This is a genomic window from Streptomyces sp. HUAS MS02, from assembly GCF_055702265.1.
The window spans coordinates 3,043,893-3,062,156 of the sequence record NZ_CM146747.1; the positions used below are offsets into that span (position 1 = coordinate 3,043,893).

General features: G+C 67.3%; 20 protein-coding genes and 1 pseudogene. 3 read left to right on the top strand and 18 right to left on the bottom strand.

Annotated features, from left to right (window positions below; genetic code table 11):
* Positions 1-103: 103 nt before the first annotated feature.
* The 5 genes from ACZ9QC_RS12780 to ACZ9QC_RS12800 form a co-directional block, all read right to left on the bottom strand.
* A complete protein-coding gene (locus ACZ9QC_RS12780; RefSeq protein ID WP_329440913.1) occupies positions 104-484 on the bottom strand; it encodes an RRQRL motif-containing zinc-binding protein in 381 nt (126 codons plus the stop codon).
* Positions 484-1,473, bottom strand: a complete 990-nt coding sequence (locus ACZ9QC_RS12785; protein ID WP_472920259.1) for a DUF2637 domain-containing protein — start codon at positions 1,471-1,473, stop codon at positions 484-486. The genes ACZ9QC_RS12780 and ACZ9QC_RS12785 overlap by 1 nt, the downstream gene beginning before the upstream one ends.
* Positions 1,470-2,123 carry a GGDEF domain-containing protein gene (locus tag ACZ9QC_RS12790; RefSeq protein ID WP_472920260.1) on the bottom strand — a complete coding sequence of 218 codons (654 nt, stop codon included), beginning with the start codon at positions 2,121-2,123 and terminating at the stop codon, positions 1,470-1,472. The genes ACZ9QC_RS12785 and ACZ9QC_RS12790 overlap by 4 nt, the downstream gene beginning before the upstream one ends.
* Positions 2,120-2,407: a hypothetical protein gene (locus tag ACZ9QC_RS12795; RefSeq protein WP_472920261.1), complete on the bottom strand. Its 288-nt coding sequence runs from the start codon at positions 2,405-2,407 to the stop codon at positions 2,120-2,122. The genes ACZ9QC_RS12790 and ACZ9QC_RS12795 overlap by 4 nt, the downstream gene beginning before the upstream one ends.
* A gap of 705 nt (positions 2,408-3,112) precedes the next feature.
* On the bottom strand, positions 3,113-3,925 hold the full coding sequence (locus tag ACZ9QC_RS12800; protein ID WP_472920262.1) for a DUF4097 family beta strand repeat-containing protein: 813 nt from the start codon (positions 3,923-3,925) through the stop codon (positions 3,113-3,115).
* A 504-nt stretch (positions 3,926-4,429) separates the two neighbouring features.
* Here ACZ9QC_RS12800 and ACZ9QC_RS12805 point away from each other — a divergent pair.
* Both ACZ9QC_RS12805 and ACZ9QC_RS12810 read left to right on the top strand, forming a co-directional pair.
* A complete protein-coding gene (locus ACZ9QC_RS12805) occupies positions 4,430-5,197 on the top strand; it encodes a helix-turn-helix domain-containing protein (protein ID WP_472920263.1) in 768 nt (255 codons plus the stop codon).
* Positions 5,197-5,670, top strand: coding sequence for an NUDIX domain-containing protein (locus tag ACZ9QC_RS12810; protein WP_472920264.1), 474 nt, complete (start codon positions 5,197-5,199; stop codon positions 5,668-5,670). The genes ACZ9QC_RS12805 and ACZ9QC_RS12810 overlap by 1 nt, the downstream gene beginning before the upstream one ends.
* On the opposite strand, the gene ACZ9QC_RS12815 is transcribed toward ACZ9QC_RS12810, so the two are convergent.
* From ACZ9QC_RS12815 to urtA, 9 genes are all read right to left on the bottom strand, one after another.
* Positions 5,658-6,227: an HD domain-containing protein gene (locus tag ACZ9QC_RS12815; RefSeq protein WP_424884638.1), complete on the bottom strand. Its 570-nt coding sequence runs from the start codon at positions 6,225-6,227 to the stop codon at positions 5,658-5,660. The two genes, ACZ9QC_RS12810 and ACZ9QC_RS12815, sit on opposite strands and share 13 nt — an antisense overlap.
* A gap of 11 nt (positions 6,228-6,238) precedes the next feature.
* Positions 6,239-6,685, bottom strand: a complete 447-nt coding sequence (locus ACZ9QC_RS12820) for a GntR family transcriptional regulator (protein ID WP_472920265.1) — start codon at positions 6,683-6,685, stop codon at positions 6,239-6,241.
* Positions 6,686-6,762: 77 nt separating this feature from the next.
* Complete coding sequence (locus tag ACZ9QC_RS12825; RefSeq protein ID WP_472920266.1) at positions 6,763-7,116, bottom strand: hypothetical protein; 354 nt, start codon at positions 7,114-7,116, stop codon at positions 6,763-6,765.
* Between the two features lie 9 nt (positions 7,117-7,125).
* A complete protein-coding gene (locus tag ACZ9QC_RS12830; protein WP_472920267.1) occupies positions 7,126-8,577 on the bottom strand; it encodes a hypothetical protein in 1,452 nt (483 codons plus the stop codon).
* 471 nt (positions 8,578-9,048) lie between these two features.
* Positions 9,049-9,741 carry an urea ABC transporter ATP-binding subunit UrtE gene (gene urtE / locus ACZ9QC_RS12835; RefSeq protein ID WP_472920268.1) on the bottom strand — a complete coding sequence of 231 codons (693 nt, stop codon included), beginning with the start codon at positions 9,739-9,741 and terminating at the stop codon, positions 9,049-9,051.
* A gap of 5 nt (positions 9,742-9,746) precedes the next feature.
* On the bottom strand, positions 9,747-10,532 hold the full coding sequence (urtD, locus tag ACZ9QC_RS12840) for an urea ABC transporter ATP-binding protein UrtD (RefSeq protein WP_472920269.1): 786 nt from the start codon (positions 10,530-10,532) through the stop codon (positions 9,747-9,749).
* Positions 10,529-11,650, bottom strand: coding sequence for an urea ABC transporter permease subunit UrtC (gene urtC, locus ACZ9QC_RS12845; RefSeq protein ID WP_472920270.1), 1,122 nt, complete (start codon positions 11,648-11,650; stop codon positions 10,529-10,531). Before urtC ends, urtD begins: the two co-directional genes overlap by 4 nt.
* Positions 11,647-12,531 (bottom strand): urea ABC transporter permease subunit UrtB, encoded by an 885-nt coding sequence (urtB, locus tag ACZ9QC_RS12850; RefSeq protein ID WP_184899403.1) that lies wholly within the window; start codon positions 12,529-12,531, stop codon positions 11,647-11,649. Before urtB ends, urtC begins: the two co-directional genes overlap by 4 nt.
* A gap of 99 nt (positions 12,532-12,630) precedes the next feature.
* A complete protein-coding gene (urtA, locus tag ACZ9QC_RS12855) occupies positions 12,631-13,884 on the bottom strand; it encodes an urea ABC transporter substrate-binding protein (protein ID WP_472920271.1) in 1,254 nt (417 codons plus the stop codon).
* Positions 13,885-14,312: 428 nt separating this feature from the next.
* Here urtA and ACZ9QC_RS12860 point away from each other — a divergent pair, with 428 nt between their 5' ends.
* On the top strand, positions 14,313-14,789 hold the full coding sequence (locus tag ACZ9QC_RS12860) for a MarR family winged helix-turn-helix transcriptional regulator (RefSeq protein WP_472920272.1): 477 nt from the start codon (positions 14,313-14,315) through the stop codon (positions 14,787-14,789).
* Here ACZ9QC_RS12860 and ACZ9QC_RS12865 read toward each other — a convergent pair.
* The 4 genes and pseudogenes from ACZ9QC_RS12865 to ACZ9QC_RS12880 form a co-directional block, all read right to left on the bottom strand.
* Positions 14,746-15,864: a substrate-binding domain-containing protein gene (locus ACZ9QC_RS12865; protein WP_472920273.1), complete on the bottom strand. Its 1,119-nt coding sequence runs from the start codon at positions 15,862-15,864 to the stop codon at positions 14,746-14,748. The genes ACZ9QC_RS12860 and ACZ9QC_RS12865 overlap by 44 nt on opposite strands.
* 171 nt (positions 15,865-16,035) lie before the next feature.
* Complete coding sequence (locus ACZ9QC_RS12870) at positions 16,036-16,404, bottom strand: (2Fe-2S) ferredoxin domain-containing protein (protein ID WP_472921670.1); 369 nt, start codon at positions 16,402-16,404, stop codon at positions 16,036-16,038.
* Positions 16,405-16,561: 157 nt separating this feature from the next.
* Positions 16,562-16,966, bottom strand: coding sequence for a SpoIIE family protein phosphatase (locus ACZ9QC_RS12875; RefSeq protein ID WP_472920274.1), 405 nt, complete (start codon positions 16,964-16,966; stop codon positions 16,562-16,564).
* Positions 16,967-17,030: 64 nt separating this feature from the next.
* Positions 17,031-17,282: pseudogene (locus ACZ9QC_RS12880) on the bottom strand (ATP-binding SpoIIE family protein phosphatase); the annotation flags it as partial.
* Positions 17,283-18,264: the final 982 nt, after the last annotated feature.

The following is an 18,264-nucleotide window of genomic DNA, read 5'->3' on the forward strand; positions in this document are numbered from 1 at the left end:
CAGCCAGAAAGTCGCTGGCGAAGGCGGCGTTTTTGCAGCAAGTCACACCGCCGCAGGAGCCGTGTCCTCGAAGCTGTCCTGGAGTTCGTGGACATCTGGTAGGTCACGCGGCGCGCTGTTCCTCGGGGTAGGCGCAGGGCACGCACATGCCGAGCGAGGTGGGGATGACGTATCCCGCATCCGTGCGGCACTGCGGGCAAGTACGGCGGGCACGCATCGCCTTGGCGAGCGCGGCCCGCTTGCCGGGCGTCATCGGCCGCACCGGCTTGGCGCGGTCGACGCGGTAGAGATAGGCGACCAGCGGGCCGCGCCGGTAGCGCGGGCGCAGCACCTGCGCCGCGATCGGCTGACCACCCGGACGTAAGCCGCGAACGCGCAGCTGACGCCGTGTGGCGAGCCCGTCGGGGGCATAGCGCCATGGGTAGGTGGGGATGCCGTACTGGCTTCCGGAGGGGTCGTAGCACTTGCCGAATGCCGCGGGCATCAGGCGGCCTCAGCCTCGGACTCCTCGCCCTCCACGTCATCGACGGAGTACAGCGGAGGGCCCTCAGCGCGCTCGGACTTCAACGCGTCGCGCAGCGTGCGGGCGTTCGTTGCCGAACAGTGCACTTCGGTGCGGATGCGTTCCGCGGTCAACTCCGCGTCCGGCCACTGTGCGGTGGCCGTGCGTGCCTCGGTCAGCAGCTCCTCGAAGGTGCGCTGCGCCTTGGTCTTTCCCTTGGCGGGAGTCCGGCGGCGCGGACGCGGCTTGGCATCGGCCGGGGACGCTGGCGTGGCCACCGGGGGCGGCGCGGGGGTGGTTTCTTCGATGGCGGGGGCGAGGTCACCCATGCGCAGCAACACGCGTTCGCGGCGCGGGGTCTTGGACCGCCACTTGCGGCCGTACTGCTCACGCAGATCCGCGCGAGCCAACTGCCGCTCCTTCTCCCGCGCCAGTGCCTCGCTGTAGGAGGTGACCTCCCACAGCGTCATCCGACGCCAGAGCGCGAAGGTGGAAGGGAACGCGAGCAGCCAGCGGGAGAACCGGATCTTCTCCATACGACGGCCGGTGGCCGCGCCGATCCGGACGGCGTAGATGTGCGCGCCGATCTCTGAAAAGACCACCCACAGCAGCGGCATGGTGCCGTGCGCGACCTTGGCCGACGGGGAGTGTCCGGCCGCGATGTTCAAGCCGCACGTGATCAGCGTGAGTGCCCAGGGCACGAACCGCACCCATGCGAGCGCCATATCCATGCGGATCAGCAGCAGGTTGGCGACGGTGAACACCGGGATGGCCACGTCGATGCCGACCGGCAGCATCCACGGCGAGGCAAAGCCCCAACTCGCCGCGGCAGCGGAGACCGCGTCGAAGGAGGAAATCAGTCCCAGCGCGCCGACCGCGGCGGCGGCGAGCGCGCCGATTCCGGCGAGTCCCAGTTCCGGGCGGGTCAGTGGCGGCACTCCGGACGCGGGTGTCTCGGGGGCGGTGGTCATGCTGCTGCCTCCGTTCCGCCGGCCGTGCCGGGGCGACCGACGCGGCGGTTGTTGACCGTCCCTGCCTGCGGGGTGAGGTCCAGGGCGGTCAACCAGTCGGCACCGGAGCGCTTGGCCGCGTACATCTGCTCATCGGCCAGGCGCAGCAGCGTGGACAGGTCCACGTCGTCGGCGCGGGGGTCGTAGGCGACCGCGCCAACAGATGCGCCAACCGTGAGCGGGCGGCCGTCGACCGTGACCGGCTGCTCGATGGCGCGGGTCAACTCGCCCAACGTCCACGACAGATCAGCGCGACTGAAGACGCGAGCGACCGCGGCGAACTCGTCACCTCCCAGGCGCACCACGGTGCCCGCGTTGATGTCGGCCCATTCCGCCAGCCGCTGGCCGGTGGCCGCGATAACCGCGTCTCCGACAGCGTGCCCGTAGCTGTCGTTGATCTCCTTGAAGCTGTCGAGGTCAACGACGTAGACCGCGCTGGGACCGCCCGCCAACACCCTCATGGCGCGCTCCGCGAACGCGTCGCGGGTGAACAGACCGGTGAGCGGGTCACGGCGGGCGGTCTCGATACGACGGCGCAGGCGCAGCGCGTGCAGCGACCATCCGGCCGCCATCGGCAGTCCGGCCGCAGCGGCAAACAGCAGCTCACTCATGCCGCAGCCCCCTTGCGTGCCGTGCGGCGGCGAGCGGGGCGAACCAGGGGAACGACGTCGAACAGGTCCGGGTTCTCCTCGATGACCTGCGCGGCGATGCGGACCAGGTCGTCGGGAAAGTGCGGGTTGTCGGCGAGGATGTCGCGCGCCGCGTCCTCGCGGGCGGCGCGCTCTTCGTCCGTCTCTCCCTCGACCCCGAGCCACAGCTCAACCGGGGTACCGAGCGCGAGTTCCGCGAAGTCGGCAGCAGAGACGGCCTGTTGGTGGCCGATGTACGTACGCATGGAAGTTCTCCAGGCATCGAAGGGATGCCGGGGCGGTCGCGGTCTTTGGCGAGAGGCGACCGGCCCGGAAGACGAAACCCGGACCGCGTACGCGGTCCGGGTTGGGCGGCTGGGCCGTGGCGATGGTGAGCGTGGCGACCAGCAGCCGCAGGTGGTGAATAGAGCTGGTCAAGGTGGACGTGTCTCGGGTCCACCGTTTCGGCGGCTAGCTCCGGCGGCGGAGCAGGCGCCGCATCAGGGCGCGAAGGTGGTCGCCGATGGCGCGGACATGCTCGATTGCAGTCTTCGAGTCACGCGAGGTGTCGACGTTGGTGAAGCGCGGTCCGGGTACCGCCGCCAGGAAAGTGAGGTAGGCAGCCAGCAAATTGGCTGCGTTCCCGAGGTTTTCAAGCACGGTCAGCTGTCTCTCTGCGAGTCGGGTCTATTCCGTGACGTGACCGGGCCCGGTTCGTCGACTCAAGCATCGAGGGCAGCGTTATCCGCAGCAAGGGGTGTTTTCGCAGGTCAGAGGACCTTTGACGGGTTCGAGGACTCTCGCGTAGACCAACGACCCGGCGGAGCCGGGTCGTTATTGTACGCGAGAATTCTTGAACTCGCAATATATTAACCCTGTGACTATGGGCACAAAGTTCCTCTCGCGCACCTCGAGTTCCGGCCGCTTCCACTGACCACCTCACTGCGGGCACATACTCGCCGCTCGCTCCACTAGCTGATCTGGACGTCGCCGCCGGCCACCCGGCGGCGGACATTCAGGTGCGCCGCGCCCGTGATGCGCGCGCACCCCGAGGTGGCATTCACCACGAGACGGCCGGTCGCCTGCGAGGTCGCGGTCATGCGGATGTTGCCGGAGGTGAGGTTCAGCCGGGCATGGTGGCCGCTGTAGGCGCCGACGTTGACGTTGCCGGACGTGAGGTTGACGTCCAGCGGGCCGCTCACGTCGCCGACGGTGACGCTGCCGCTGGTGACCGTGGCGTCCAGTTCGCCGATGCGCTCAGCGGCCAGGGTGCCGGACGTGCCGTCGTACTCCAGTCGCGCCAGGGTGCCGGTGACGACGGTGTTCGCGCTGTTCGTACCGATCGCGACCACCGACTTGGTGGGCAGGTGAATCGTGGCGGTGACCGGGGTGACCGCGCCCCCGGCCGGGCCACTCGCGGTTACCTCACGGCCGTTGACGAACACCTTGCCGCCACCGTGACCGGTGAGGTGCACGTTGCCGTTGATGATCTGCACGCCGCTGCCGCCGGAGAACGTCATGGTGCTGTTGCCCATGCGGATGGTGGTGCTGCCGCCCGTACCGTCGGCGACATCCGGGACGCGAACCCTGAGGTTCTGACCGGTGAGACTGACGGCGGTGTCGCGGATCGCGTCGGCCGACGGGCCCGAGGTGGCCGCGGTCTTCAGCGCCACGTGCGCCTGCTTCAGCGCGGGGTCAACGACGACGCGGATAGTGCCCGCGTTCATGGTCAGGTCCAGGGCGATCGGGCCGAAGGCGTCCACGGGGATCGTGCGTTCGGTCATGGCGAACTCCAGGAAGTCGAGGGGACGTGTGATGCGAAGTGCCGGGGCGGTCACGGTCTTTGGCGAGAGGTGACCGCCCCGGAAGGCACCTGACCGCCGTACGAGGTACGGCGGTCAGGTGCCGTGGTGCGTTGTCTCCTTCGGGAGCTCGGGCTCCCGTTTCAGGCGTATGGAGATGAGACCTCTCGGTCTCCAGCCCTCCGGTTAATGCCAAGGCGCCGGGTCGCCTCCCCCCGTCCGATGCGGGGCTCCTGGTCGTGCGCTCGTTCGGGTCGCTGACGCGATCCGAACTAGAGGAACATGTATTACGTGTTCCTCATCTTGCAGAGGGAGGTTCGCTCCGTCAAGCCCTTCGGCTGATGGAGGTCTGCGAGACCCTCGCGCTCGATGTACCTACAGACTGGCGTCGGCAGCGACGACGTTCGACTTCGCGGTTGCGCGGCTCAGGTCGTTCTTAGCTACCGTGAAGTCGAACCAAGTCGTCCCAATAAGTCGGAGGTTGGCATGGCGAACGAGCGACTGCGCGGCGCGATAGTGGACTTGGGACTGACGCTCGATGAGGTTGCCGAACGACTCGGGGTCGCGGCCAAGACGGTCGAGCGATGGATCAACGAACCTGAGCGCAAGCCGTACCGCCGCTTCCAGTTCGCAACAGCGTCGCTGCTGAGGTGCGAGGTGTCGTACCTGTGGCCGGACGAGCGCACGTCAGCTGAGGTTGCGGCCGCCGGCAACGCGGAGTTGGTCAGGCTCTATCCACACCGATCCGTCGTGATGCAGAACCTGTGGACGAACCTCTACTCCAAGGCGACCCGTCAGTTTGACCTGTTGGTGTACTCCGGGTTCTGGCTCACAGAAGACGCGTCGTTCCACCGGATCGTGAAGGAGAAGTCAGCCGACGGAGTGCCCATCCGCTTCATCCTGGGAGAGCCCACGTCGCCGGCTGTGGCGATGCGGGGCGAGGACGAAGGTATCGGCGGGGCGATGGCAGGCAAGATCCGGAACGCCCTTATCAACTACGGCCCACTCTTCGGTCTCCCCGGGGTGGAGTTCCGTTTGCACAGTACGACCCTCTACAACTCCATCTACCGGGCCGATGATGAGATGCTGGCCAACGGGCACCTCTATGGCGTCGGCGCCTACATGGCTCCCGTGCTGCACCTGCAACGCGTGCCCGGCGGTGAACTCTTCGACGCCTACGCTGAGAGCGTTGAGAAGGTCTGGCAATCGGCCCGCCCGATCTCTTCACCTGCCGATTGGGAAGGCGCTGCCTGATGAGCCGCATCGACTACTTCCGCGACCCGAACGCCCCTCAAGCCAACTCGGTGGTGCCCTCCATCACCGCGATCGTCCGAGACGACACGGGGCGTTTGCTGCTCATCCACAAGACCGACAACGACCTGTGGGCGCTGCCCGGTGGCGGCCACGACATCGGCGAACGCATCGCTGACACCGCCGTACGTGAGGTCGCGGAAGAGACCGGCATTGACGTCGAAGTGGACAGCATCGTCGGCCTCTACACCGACCCTGAACACGTGCTGGCGTACGACGACGGAGAGGTCCGGCAACAGTTCTCCATCTGCTTCCGAGCCCACCCTGTCGGGGGCTCGCTGCGTACGAGCAGTGAGTCAAAAGAGGTCCGCTGGGTTGACCCAACGGACCTTGACGAGCTGGACATCCACCCGTCGATGATGCTGCGCATCCGCCACGGTCTCGACGACTCGCGGCGAGAGCCCTACATCGGCTGACTGTCGGCGGAGACCTGCGCCAACCGGCTCTCAACACGCTTCGCCGCCGCATGGATCTCGGGTGCCGCGCGTTGGATGAATCGCCCGACGATCGTGTCCGGGCCGTACCGCTGCACGATCTCGTCCAGCCGCTCGGTCGAGGTGGTCTGCGTTCCGTCGGGCGTCGTCGTCATGTCGCAGAAGAGCAGGGCATCGACAAGGTCCGGACGCTCTAGCTCGAACTCCCCTTCAAGGTCCTGCCTCAGCCCGCGTTCCTCGGCTTCCAGCAGGGCGCAGGAGTGGTGGGCCACGAGACGAACGACCCGCTCGTCTGCCTTCTCCTGGTCGCGGAGGAACCGCGCACCGTCCAGGGGATGAAAACCGGTCGTGGCGATGGCCGGCGAGTACCCGATGTCATGCAGCACCGCGGCAGCTTCCAGCAACTCGGCATCGTCGCCCATGATCGGGCCCAGGGAGCGAGCGCGCTTGGCGACCCCCAGCGAGTGCGCCCACCGGCGCGGGAGCGGATCGGACAGCAGCGATTCGGAGAGCGAGTACGCCCACTCAGTCAGTCCCATGGCAGCCAAGACTACGGCCGGTCGGTAGGCGTCGGGAGAGCGTGTACGGTTCGCCCCTTGCCGTGGACGGTGGCGAGCAGGCCGTTTCCTTCCATCTGTGCCAGCACGCGGCGCACAGCGGTGCGGGAAGACCCGAACCGCTGACACAGCTTCGCCTCGGAGGGGTAGGTGTCGCCTACTGCAAGGGAGTCCTCCGCGATCAGGTCCGTCATCCGTTGCGCCAAGGAACGCCGGTCACCGCCCTGGACGACACGCCAACCGATGCCGGGTGCCGGTTCAACGACGCCGTCGGCCTCCAAGACCTTAAGAGCGCGGCGGATGGTATTGCGCGAGACGTCATGCGCACGCATGAGGGCGGCCTCCGACGGCAAGACACTGTCCGCGTTGCGCGACTCGATCTGTTGCCGCAACGCCTCAGAGACTTGCAGATAGGTACCGCGTGGACTCGCTTGTGGCACAGCCTCCCCTTCCGCGATCGGGTAGTCACGAACAAGCCTCCCAGGTTCACGCAACTTCGAGGCATCCCCCTCCAAGACTACGACCTCGGATTATCCACCGTGAACCAGCGATGTTCGTACATGGAATCTACCCCATAGTGCCGTTTCTTGAACTGCCCAAGTGCAGCCTGCCATTGACTCAGAAGCAGCACTACGTCACTGTTTTGCGGAAGGGTTTCTTCGTCCAGATTTTCGAGAAAATCTCGACTCGGATCATCGCCGAGAACCTTAACGAGCTCATCCAAGAGCCTGTTGATGTTCCTAATTTTCAAGGCATTAACGATTCCATCTTGTTTCTTCTTCGAAAGCTCACTCATCTCCTTATGGGCAGCTGTCAGCATCGGAACTAGGCGGTCATACGTTTCCGCCTGCGCTTCACTGATGTCGGTCATGATGTACTCCTACTTCGGAAGAGTTCTCGTAAACTCTACGTACTTCTTACGAACGGCTTCGATCGGCCGACGTCCAGATTCCATCAACTGAAGCATCAACTCAAGGTCGCTGTCGTCAAGACACAGCACGGCCGCACGTTTAGATGAATGCAGGTCCACAATATTCTGGGCCACGTTTCGTGGAGAAGGATTACGAGCCAAGAGGATGCCGAACTTCCCGATATCCTCTTCATCCAAATAACGGTATAGTTGATTCACGTGCTCAGTCTCCAGAGACTTCACATTCTTCAACTCGACCACGACTTGGCGGGCTCCATACTGATCACGCAAGTCACCCAGGAAAGCGGTCTTTCTATCGTTATGGAAGATCACATCACGAATGTGCGCGCCGCTGATTGTCCGCACTTGGTCGGCCGCGAGATCGAGCTCAGGGTAAAGCAGAGAGGAGAGTAGCTCGTATGCCAGATCCTCGAACTGCTTGTCGGCGCCCCCGGCCCTACCTGTGGGCAACTTACGCAGCTCAGCAAGCTTCCGCTTAAGCGTTGTGAAGCGCAGCGGCGTGAAGAGTGGATCAGGAGTGCAGAGCGATGCATTGGCCTCACGGGAGGCCACATACCCCTGGACCGTGTCATAATGAGCACGGTTATATGCCAACACCGATTCCTTGGGCACCGCCTTCCTGGATCTTCCTGGAGGAAGCACCAGCGGCGCATATGAACTGCGATAGTAATCCGCGTAATTGATCCACGGCAGGCGGCGCAGCAGGTCGAGCGGGCACAGAATTATGGGAGATTCATCAACAGGGTTGTACGGAAGTCGACAACTAAACGGCACCCAATCGAGCCGACCCCCATCCCAACCAAGCATTCTGAAGCTTCGAGTTGGAATACCGAGCTGCTTCGACTGCTTTTCACTATATTCCGCAAGCCATTTCTTAATCACAGAAGCTGTGATGTCACTGATACGGTCTTCAGCTACTTTGGGAACAAGGAGAGCGAGCAACTCGATATGGCTGAGACCTTCAGAGTGGAGCTGCGGGGTGTCCCTAAAGGTTGCAGTAATGGCAGTCCTCAAGGCTGGTCCCAGAGCGGAGCCTCTCTTACTTCCAGCTGCATATCCGAGCCCTAGCTCTACCGGCTCAGCAACCTCAGAGAGAAGTAGCTGTGCCCGCGTTTCGCTCCCTCCAATAGCTTCCGACCTTACTTTTTCGACAAAGCTCAAGAGGGTTTCGTGCAGAGTCGCATACTCGGTACTTTCCGACTTCCAGAGAAGGAAGGGATCAATCGAGAGCGGCAGATCCTCCTTAAGATGCGGGATAGCAAATCCCACCTCATCCTGGCGAATCGTCAAGTCAAATACATCACTTAGTCGCGGATTGATGGTGCCAGCGTCGTTTCCTCTGCCCACGTCGGCACCGTCGTCAGTTGCTCTAGGCTCATCTTCGTGATCACTCGCAGACATCGCCCCACCCCTCCCGGAGGAATGACGGCATGTTACCTGCGACCACTGACACCACACCGCGTACGGACCAGCGGTCATCCCGTTGGGGGCAAGCGGCCTTGTGCGCCCATGGCCCCTGCCTGCCTCAGCCAGGCCGAGCACGAGGGCAGCCGCCCCGCCTCGCACCCGGCGGGTGAGCGGGAATTCATCCGACGCATGGTCTGCGATAGATATCAACGTCCCTCAGCAGGAGGCCCGGGAAAGGTGCAGGTCAGGGGCCCTCTTCGGCCCCATGACGGCATGCCCTCCGGAGCCGTGTGCGCAGGTTCGAATCCTGCCGGGGGCACTCCGGAAAATGCTCGTCGGCGGGGCCCGGGAGTTCGTTGGGGTATTTGTACTCCCGGACCCTCATGGGCCGCTCGACGCTGTCCTCTCCGCCTTCGAGGTGGAGGTCGCTCCCCTGCGCGATGAGTATGGGAGTCCTCTCCGTCCTCACACGCTGAGCGCGGTCCGTACGGTCTGCTCGGCCGCCACCCCGCCGTCGCCGGAGGAGGTCACGCGGCCCGCTTCCAGGACGTAGTAGCGCTGGGCGGCGCGCATGGCGAAGCCGACGTGCTGTTCGACGAGGAGGACGGAGAGGCCGCCGCGTCGGGTGAGGGCGAGGATCGTCTCCTCGATCTCTGCGACGACGGAGGGCTGGATGCCCTCGGTCGGCTCGTCGAGAAGGAGGAGCCTGGGGCGGGTGATCAAGGCGCGGGCGATGGCGAGTTGCTGGCGCTGGCCGCCGGAGAGGAGGCCGGCGCGGCGGCCGGACAGCTCGCGCAGGGCCGGGAAGAGGTCCAGGGCCTCGGTGATGGCCTCCTTGCCGTCGGGGCGGCCGTCGGCGACGAGTTGGAGGTTCTCGGCGGTGGTGAGGTGCGGGAAGGACTGCTGGCCCTGCGGGACGTACGCCATGCCGCGGGCCACCCGCTGGTGCGGGGCGAGGCTGGTGATGTCCTCGCCGTCCAGCAGGACCGTGCCGCCCGTCGGCTTGATCAGTCCCATGGCCGCACGCAGGAGCGTGCTCTTGCCGGCGCCGTTGTGGCCGAGGACGGCCGCGACGCCGTCCTTCGGGACCGCGACAGTCACTCCGTGCAGCACGGTGGTGCGGTCGTAGCCGGCCCGGACGGTGTTGATCTCCAACATGGGCGTCACGCCTCCTCGGCGACAGGAACGGCAGCGGGCTCAGGCTCGGGCTCGGGTTCGGAGGCGCGGCCGAGGTAGACCTCCTGGACCTTGACGTCGGCCTGGACCTCGGCGACAGAGCCCTCGCTGAGCACCTTGCCGGCGTGCAGGACGGAGACGCTGCGGGCGAAGGAGCGCATGAAGTCCATGTCGTGCTCGATGACGACGACGGTGTGGTCGCCGCTGACCCGTTGGAGCAGTTCGCCGGTGGCCTCGCGTTCGTCGTGGCTCATGCCTGCGACGGGCTCGTCGAGCAGCAGCAGTTTCACGTCCTGGACGAGCAGCATGCCGATCTCCAGCCACTGCTTCTGGCCGTGGGCGAGCACGCCCGCCGGGCGATCGCGCAGGTCCGTCAGGCCGGTGGTCTCCAGCGCCCTCGTCACCGACTCCGGTACACCCTTGCGGCGCCGCAGCATCGTCCACGGGCCGCGTCCGGCGCCTGCCGCGATGTCGAGGTTCTGCAGGACGGTCAGCTCCTCGAAGACGGTGGCCGTCTGGAAGGTACGGCCGACGCCCATACGGGCGATCTTGTGGACCGGCTTGCCCAGCAGGTCGTGGTCTCCGAATCGGACCGAGCCGGTCGCCTTCACCAGACCCGTGACCGCGTCGACGAGCGTGGTCTTGCCGGCGCCGTTCGGCCCGATGAGGAAGCGCAGGTCGCCGGGACGGATGTCCAGGTCCACTCCGTCGACGGCCCTGAAGCCGTCGAACGTCACGCGCAGGTCGCGGACGGTCAGTCCCTCGCCGATCATGCTGTCTCTCCCGTCGGGGTCGCAACGGTACGGCGCTTGCGCAGCACGGTCACCAGGGACGCCAGGCCGCCGGGCAGGAAGCCGACCGCCACGACGAACAGCAGGCCCTGGAGGTACGTCCACGCCGCGGGGTAGGCGTCCGAGAGCGTGCTCTGCGTCCAGGCCACCGCGATCGCGCCCAGCACCGCGCCCACCAGGCTGGCCCGGCCGCCGACCGCCGCGCCGATGACGAAGCCGATGGACGGCACGATCCCGATCAGCGCCGGGGAGATGATCCCGACCGCGGGCACGAAGAGGGCACCGGCCAGGCCCGCCATGCCGGCCGCGACGACGTACGCCACCAGCTTGACGTTGGCCGGGTTGTAGCCGAGGAAGCGCACCCGCTCCTCGGAGTCCCGTACGGCGATGAGGAGTTCGCCGTAGCGGCTGACGAACAGTTGGCGGGCGGCTGCCATGAGCAGGAGCAGTACAGCGGCGACGATGAAGTACACCGTCCGCTGGTTGACGGGGTCGTTGAGGTCGTAGCCGAAGAAGCCCTGGATGTCGGTCAGGCCGTTGGTGCCGCCCGTGGTGGCCTGCTGGCCGACCAGCCAGATGGCCAGGGCCGCCGCGAGGGCCTGGCTGAGGATCGCGAAGTACGCGCCCTTGACCCGGCGGCGGAAGACGAGGAAGCCGAGCAGCGCGGCAACCGCCATGGGCAGCAGTACGGTCATGGCGAGCGCGAAGGCCGGGTCGGCGAACGGTTTCCACCACCAGGGCAGCGCGTCACCGGTGCCGTACAGCTGCATGAAGTCGGGCAGGGTCTGGCCGGTGGCGGCGGCGTCGGCGAGCTTGAGGTGCATGGCCATGGCGTAGCCGCCGATGCCGAAGAAGACGCCTTGGCCGAGGACCATCAGTCCGCCGCGGCCCCAGGCGAGGCTCACGCCGACGGCCACGATCGCGTAGCACAGGTACTTGGCCAGGAGGTTGAGCCGGAAGTCGGACAGGGCCAGCGGGGCGATGCCGAGAAGCAGGACGGCGCCGAGGAGAAACCCGCCGGGCACGCGGAAGCGTTCCAGGAGGGACGCCGACGGCTGCGCCACGGACGTCGTCTTGGTCGGGGAGGTTGTCGTCGTCATGCCAGGCTCCGGGTGCGCAGTGCGTACAGGCCCTGGGGTCGCCACTGCAGGAAGGCGACGATCGCCACGAGCACGATGACCTTCGCGACGCTCACGGTCGTCGAGTACTCCAGCACCGACTGCAGCACGCCGAGCGCGAAGGCCGTGATGACACTGCCCTTGAGCTGGCCGATGCCGCCGACGACCACGACCAGGAAGGCGTCGACGATGTAGTTGGTGCCCATCGTCGGGCCGATCGGGCCGACCAGGGTGAGCGCGACGCCCGCCACACCCGCCAGGCCCGAACCGATGAAGAACGTCGTACGGTCCACCCGCTCGGTGGCGATGCCGGACACCTCGGCGAGGGCCCGGTTCTGCACGACGGCCCGGATACGGCGCCCGAGCGGGGTGAGCCGCAGGATCAGGGTGAGGCCGAGGACGCACAGCAGCGCGAGGCCGAGGATGAACAGCCGGTTGTTGGCGAGGGTGATGCCCGCGACCGAGATGTTGCCGGTCAGCAGATCCGGGGCGGCGGTCTGCACGTTGGGGGCGCCGAAGATGTCACGGGCGAGCTGCTGAAGCATCAGGGACACGCCCCAGGTGACCAGCAGGGTGTCCAGCGGCCGGGTGTACAGGCGGCGGATGAGCAGCCACTCCAGGAGCGCTCCCATGGCGCCGGCGACCAGGAAGGCAAGTGGCAGGGCGACGAGCAGGGAGACGCCCGCGCCACTGATGGACTTCTGCAGCACGTACGTGGTGTAGGCGCCGGCCATGATGAACTCGCCGTGCGCCATGTTGATCACGCCCATCTGACCGAAGGTCAGGGTCAGGCCGAGCGCGATGAGCAGCAGCACGGCACCGATACTGATGCCGGTGAAGGACTGGTTGAGGATGACCGTCATGAAGCGGCTCCGGGTCGGGGACGTAAGGTGCGGGCTTTCCATGGGCGTGACCCGGCCTCACGAGAAGGCCGGGTCCCACCACGCGGGGCCGAGCGGGGCTCAGGAGAGGCCGGAGGCCCAGGAGTAGCCCTTCAGGTACGGGTCCGGCTCGATCGGCTTGCCCGAGTTCCAGACCTCCTCGATGAGGCCGTCCGCGCCGACCTTGCCTATCCGGGCCGTCTTGTAGACGTGCTGGGTGGCGCCGTCGACGGTGACCTTGCCCTCGGGGGCGTCGAAGGTGATGCCGTCCGAGGCGGCCTTCACCTTCGCCACGTCGAAGGAGCCGGCCTTCTCGACCATCGCCTTCCACAGGTAGACCGAGATGTAGGCGGCCTCCATCGGGTCGGACGTCGGCTTGTCCTTGCCATAGGCGGCCTGATACGCCTTCACGAACTTCTCGTTCGCCGCGCCCGGAGTGGTCTGGTAGTAGTTCCAGGCCGTCAGCTGGCCCTCCAGGTACTGGGTGCCGATGCTCTTGACCTCTTCCTCGGCGATGGACACCGACAGCACCGGCAGGCTCTTCGCGGTCAGGCCCGCGGACTTGTACTCCTTGAAGAAGGCCACGTTGCTGTCGCCGTTGAGGGTGTTGAACACGGCGTCCGCGCCGGCGTCCTTGACCTTGTTGACGATGGTGCTGAACTCGGTCGATCCCAGCGGCGCGTAGTCCTCGCCGACCACCTCCATGCCGTTGGCCTTCGCGTAGGCCCTGATCTCCTTGTTGGCGGTGCGCGGGAAGACGTAGTCGCTGCCGACGAGGTAGAGCTTGGTCAGGCCCTGCTTCTTGAGGTAGTCCAGCGCGGGCACGATCTGCTGGTTGGTCGTCGCGCCGATGTAGAAGATGTACGGGGACTGCTCCAGGCCCTCGTACTGCACGGGGTAGAACAGCAGCGACTTGTTCCGCTCGAAGACCGGCTTGACGGCCTTGCGGCTGGCCGAGGTCCAGCAGCCGAAGGTGGCGACGACCTTGTCGTCCGTGATCAGGGTCTGCGCCTTCTCGGCGAAGGTGGGCCAGTCGGAGGCGCCGTCCTGGCTGATCGGCTTGAGCTTCTTGCCGAGGACGCCGCCGGCGGCGTTGATCTCCTTGACCGCGAGCAGCAGGGCGTTGTGGACGGTCACCTCGCTGATTGCCATGGTGCCCGAGAGCGAGTTCAGCAGACCGACCTTGACGGTGTCACCCGAGGTGTCCGCCTTGGCGCCGGAGCCTGACGACGTGTCGCTGCCGGTCTTGGCGCCGCACGCGCTGAGGGCGGCGGATGCGCCGAGGGCGGATACGCCTGCCAGGAGACCGCGCCTGCTGATGTTGAGCCCGGACATTCAATACCTCCATGCCCCGAAGGGCGGTGCGAAGCGAGCGGAAGACTCTGGGGAGGGAGCGGAAGACTCTGGGGAAGGAATGGAGCGGACGCGCTTCAGTGGCGGCGGCGTTGGCGCGCGAGTTCCCCAGCCGTTCCGGGGTGACCTCCGGGCTGGTCGCTGAAGTGCGTCCACAGCCTGCGGCGGAACTGTTTCAACCGCGTTTCGGCGCAATTGAAGAACAGTTTCCATCGAAAGTATCGAGGTAGGTCGATAAACAGGAGAGCCGCCACTGACGACGCACGATTAACGGCGCCTCAGTGACGGCATTTATTGCTTCCTCCGGAAAGGATCATATTCTGGGAATGCTCTGTCAAGAGTGAAGTGATCGACGGTAGGCTCACGGCATCCCCGCCGCGGGGTCGTGCGCATGCGAGCTGAGGAGTGCAATGGCGAGGCAGCCCCAGGACCTGCTCCATCTGCTGACACGGGCCGAGCGCCTCGCGGTGCGCCGAGTCCAGTCCGTGCTCGAGGAGTTCGACTGCTCCATCGAGGCGTGGCGGGTGCTCGACCTGCTCTCCGACGGCGAGGGGCACAACATGACCGCCCTCGCCGACCATGCCTTCCTGCCGGCTCCGACCCTGACGAAGCTGATCGACCAACTCGTCGACCAGAACCTGGTCTTCCGCCGCGTCGACCCTGCCGACCGGCGCCGTGTCCTGGCCCAGCTCACGCCACGGGGAATGCAGCGCCGGCAGCGGCTGTCCCGCGCGGTCCGGGCCGACTGGGGTGAGGTGGAGCCCCTGCTCGGGCAGGACGACGAGGAGCGGTTGCAGACCCTGCTCGATCAGCTGGCCGGGGCACTGGAAGGCGACGGGAGCGTCACAACAGCTCGTGCGGAGCGCGCAGTTGGGCGAGCACATTGAAGTCGAGCCCGTCCGCCCGCGCCAGGTAGATGCGCTGGCGCACATGCCGTCCGTGCAGGCTCAGCAGGCCGCGCGGGCCTTCGTACGCGACGTTCTCGGCTGCCGCTCCGATGGCGGACACGTCCAGGGTTCGGGCCCGTTCGATGAGCGCCGCGAGCAGCAGCACGCCCTCGTAGCAGGACTCGCCGAGACTGCCCGGAACCGGTGCCTCCACACCGAAGCGGCCCGCGTACCGGCCGTGGAAGTCCATCGTGTTCTGGTCGGCCAGTGAGGCGAAGAACCCGGCCGTGCTGTAGAGGTCGGTCGTTGCCTCGGCGCCGCTCGCCAGCAGCATGCTCTCGTCCATGAGTGTGCTCAGCCGCAGGCAGCGCTGGTCGAGTCCGGCAGCGGCGAAGGCCCGGTTGAAGCGGACCGCGTCGCTGCCCACCATGAGCATGAGCACGCCGTCGGCGTCCGCCCGCTCGATGCGGCGCAGGGCGTCGGTGAAGTCGTCGGTACCCAGCGGCAGGTACACCTCGCCGCAGACCCGGTCCCGGCCTTCGCGCGCGTAGCGGCGCGCGGCCTGGGCGGTGCGGCGGGGCCAGATGTAGTTGTTGCCGACGACGAACCAGCGGCGCACGCCCCGCGCCTCGGCCAGCAGCCGCATCGCCGGCAGCAGCTGCCAGGCAGGCGTCTCGCTGGTCATGTAGACGCCCTCGGTGCGCTCGCCGCCCTCGTACAGGGCCGTGTAGACGTACGGCACCCGGTGCGCGATGCGTGGTGCCACCGCCTGCCGCACCGAGGAGATGTGCCAGCCGGTGACGCCCTGCACCGCGCCCGCCGCCACCAGGGCCTCGACCTCGTCCGCGACCCGCTGAGGATCCGCGCCGCCGTCGACCTCCAGCAGCCGCAGCTCCTTGCCGAGCACGCCGCCCGCCTTGTTGATCTCCTCGGCGGCCAGCCGCGCGCACGCCTCGCAGGTGGGACCGAAGATCCCGGCAGGCCCCTGCATCGGGTACACGAACGCCACATTCAGGGTCGACTCGTCGGCCGTGAACCACTCGGGGGCGTAGAGGCGGAGCGGCGGCCGATGCATGGCCCCATGATTGCCGCACCGCCCTCAGCGCCCAAGCGGTGGCCCGGATCGAGACCGATTCGTAGACATGCGGCACGACTGGGTCGGCCCCGGCGGCCTCAGCACCACCGTCTACCTCGGCCTGCACGGGTACCGGCACCTCCGAGGGGCCGGGACTTCGCCCAGCTCAGGTCAGGTCCTCCTGCGGGACGGTGGGGTGAAGAGGTAGAGGTCGAGGATGGGGGGCATGGGGGTGATGCCCGGGCCGCCGGCGAGGATCCAGGTGGCTATGTCCTCGGTCGCGTCGGGGTCGTTGACCAGGCCCAGCCAGACGGGGCGGGCGCCTGCGGCTCGGCCTGCCGCTGACGGCTGGACGACGATCACGTTGGCCTGGTCGCAGGCGTCCAGGCAGGCGGAGATGCGGGTGGGCACCAGGGACTGGAGGCGGGTGGTCTGGGCCTCGTGGTCCACGCCGGGGAGTTTGGGGGTGCCGCAGCAGCAGTCCCGGCAGATCGTCACTCGGCAGGGAGCGGGATCGGGGGTGGGGCCGTCCGAGTTCAGCCGGTCGGGGGTCACCTGGGTGTCGGGTGGGTGGGAGTGGGCGTCGTCATTCGGGTCGTCGCCGTTCGGTGCGTCAGGTGGCTCATGCGTGTCGTGCGCTTGATCGGTCCGGTCTACTGGTCGCCCGCCTTGTGAACTGGGCTTTTTCGCTGGGATTTTACTCGCCTCCGCCGCCCCTCCGGAGAACGGGTGCGCGGTCCAGATGGTCGCGCCGTTGGGGGTGTGGCGCGTGCCCCCAACGTCCGGTGAGGTGGGCTACGAGGAACAGGCCCCGGCCACCCTCGCCCTCGGTTCGGGTGAAGGCCGGTTCGGGCAGGCCCCAGTCGGCTGGCTGCGCGGTGACCGCCTCCCGCGCGAGGGAGACGACCGCCGGGTCGCCGAACAGGGTGTCGAGGACCGCCTCGCAGGTGTCCTCGGGGGCGCGGTCGGGGCGGGCCAGGGCGGTACGGAGCATGTCGAGGCCGGTGTCGATGTCGCGGTGGCGGTCCTCGACCAGGGCGTCGGTGCAGAGGACCAGTCGGCTGCCATCGGCCAGGTCGAGTTCGACGGCCTCGAAGGGCATGCCGCCCCAGGCCCAGCGGGGCCGAGGGCAGGTCGACGAACTCCACCGGCCCGTCCTGGGCCACGGCCGTCGGCAGCGGGTGCCCGGCACGAGTGAGGACGCAGCGCCGGGACGCCGGGGGCGTAGACCGCGTACAGGGAGGTCGCGCCGACGATGCCGGAGTCCTCGTGGGTGTTCTCCACCGCCCTGCCCTCGCCCCGGTCGAGGCGGTCGACGAGGTCGTCGAGGTGGGTGAGCAGTCCGCCCGGGGCAGGTCGAGGGCGCAGACGTTGTGGACGGCGGTGCGCAGCCGGCCCCTGGTCGCGGCGGCGTGCAGGCCGTGGCCGACGACGTCTCCGACGACGCGGGCGACCGGGCGCCGGAAGCGGCGGTAGGCGAGTGACCTCGACCGCGCTCTCTTCGGGGCGGCCGCGCGGCAGCAGGCTGCGTGGCAGGGCGAGGGCCGTGTTGTGCTCGCGCGTGTAGCGCTACAACCCCAGGCCTCGAGTGACGCATATCACAACGGCGGGGTGGGGGTGGGGTGCCGTGGTTTCCAGTCGAGGGTGGGTCGGCCGGACGTTCGGGGTGGGTGGGTGTGGCATTGGTTTCGGCGGATCGACTCAGGTGCGTACGGCGGGGTACGGCGGCGGTCGTCGCTCTCGGCGGCGACCGGTGAGGCGGGGTGGTGCGGGGCGGGGCGGGCGGGATGCCGTAGGGGGTGGGTGGGCCCCTTGCGTCGGGGGGCTCGGGAGTGACTTGCGTCTCATGCGGGGTCGTGGGGTTCGGGTGGGTGTCGGGCGCGGAGTCGCTGTTCGGACGCGGTGTCGTCGTTCTGGCGGTGGCAGGAGTTCGGGCGGTGCATACCGGGGAGTCATTTGGGGTGGGAACGGTCCTGGGGTTCCCTTCGTTCTTGACTTGCCCTGCCTCCGTCGACGCGGTCCCCCGCCGTACCGACGCGACGCGGAAGGACGACGTGCCCTTTGTTCCCGCTCCCGCTCGACGCGCCGCCCCCCTCGCGGCCGACCCCGTCCCCGGTCCCCGATCCCCTCACCCTGATACCCAGCCCGGCCCGTCCCGTGGACCTCACCCGGGCCCCGCGTCACACCGCACCCACGGCCGCCGAGCTCACGGCTGCCGCTCCCACGGCTGCCGGGCTCACGGATTCTGAGCCCACGGCTGCCGAGCTGACGGATTGCACACCCACGGATCGCACGCCCATGGATTGCGAGCTCGCGGTGTGCGAGCTCACGGCTTCTGCGGATCCCGCGGCTGCCGACCCCGCGGTTCGCACGGCCCCCACGGTCCCTGCGGCTCCCGCG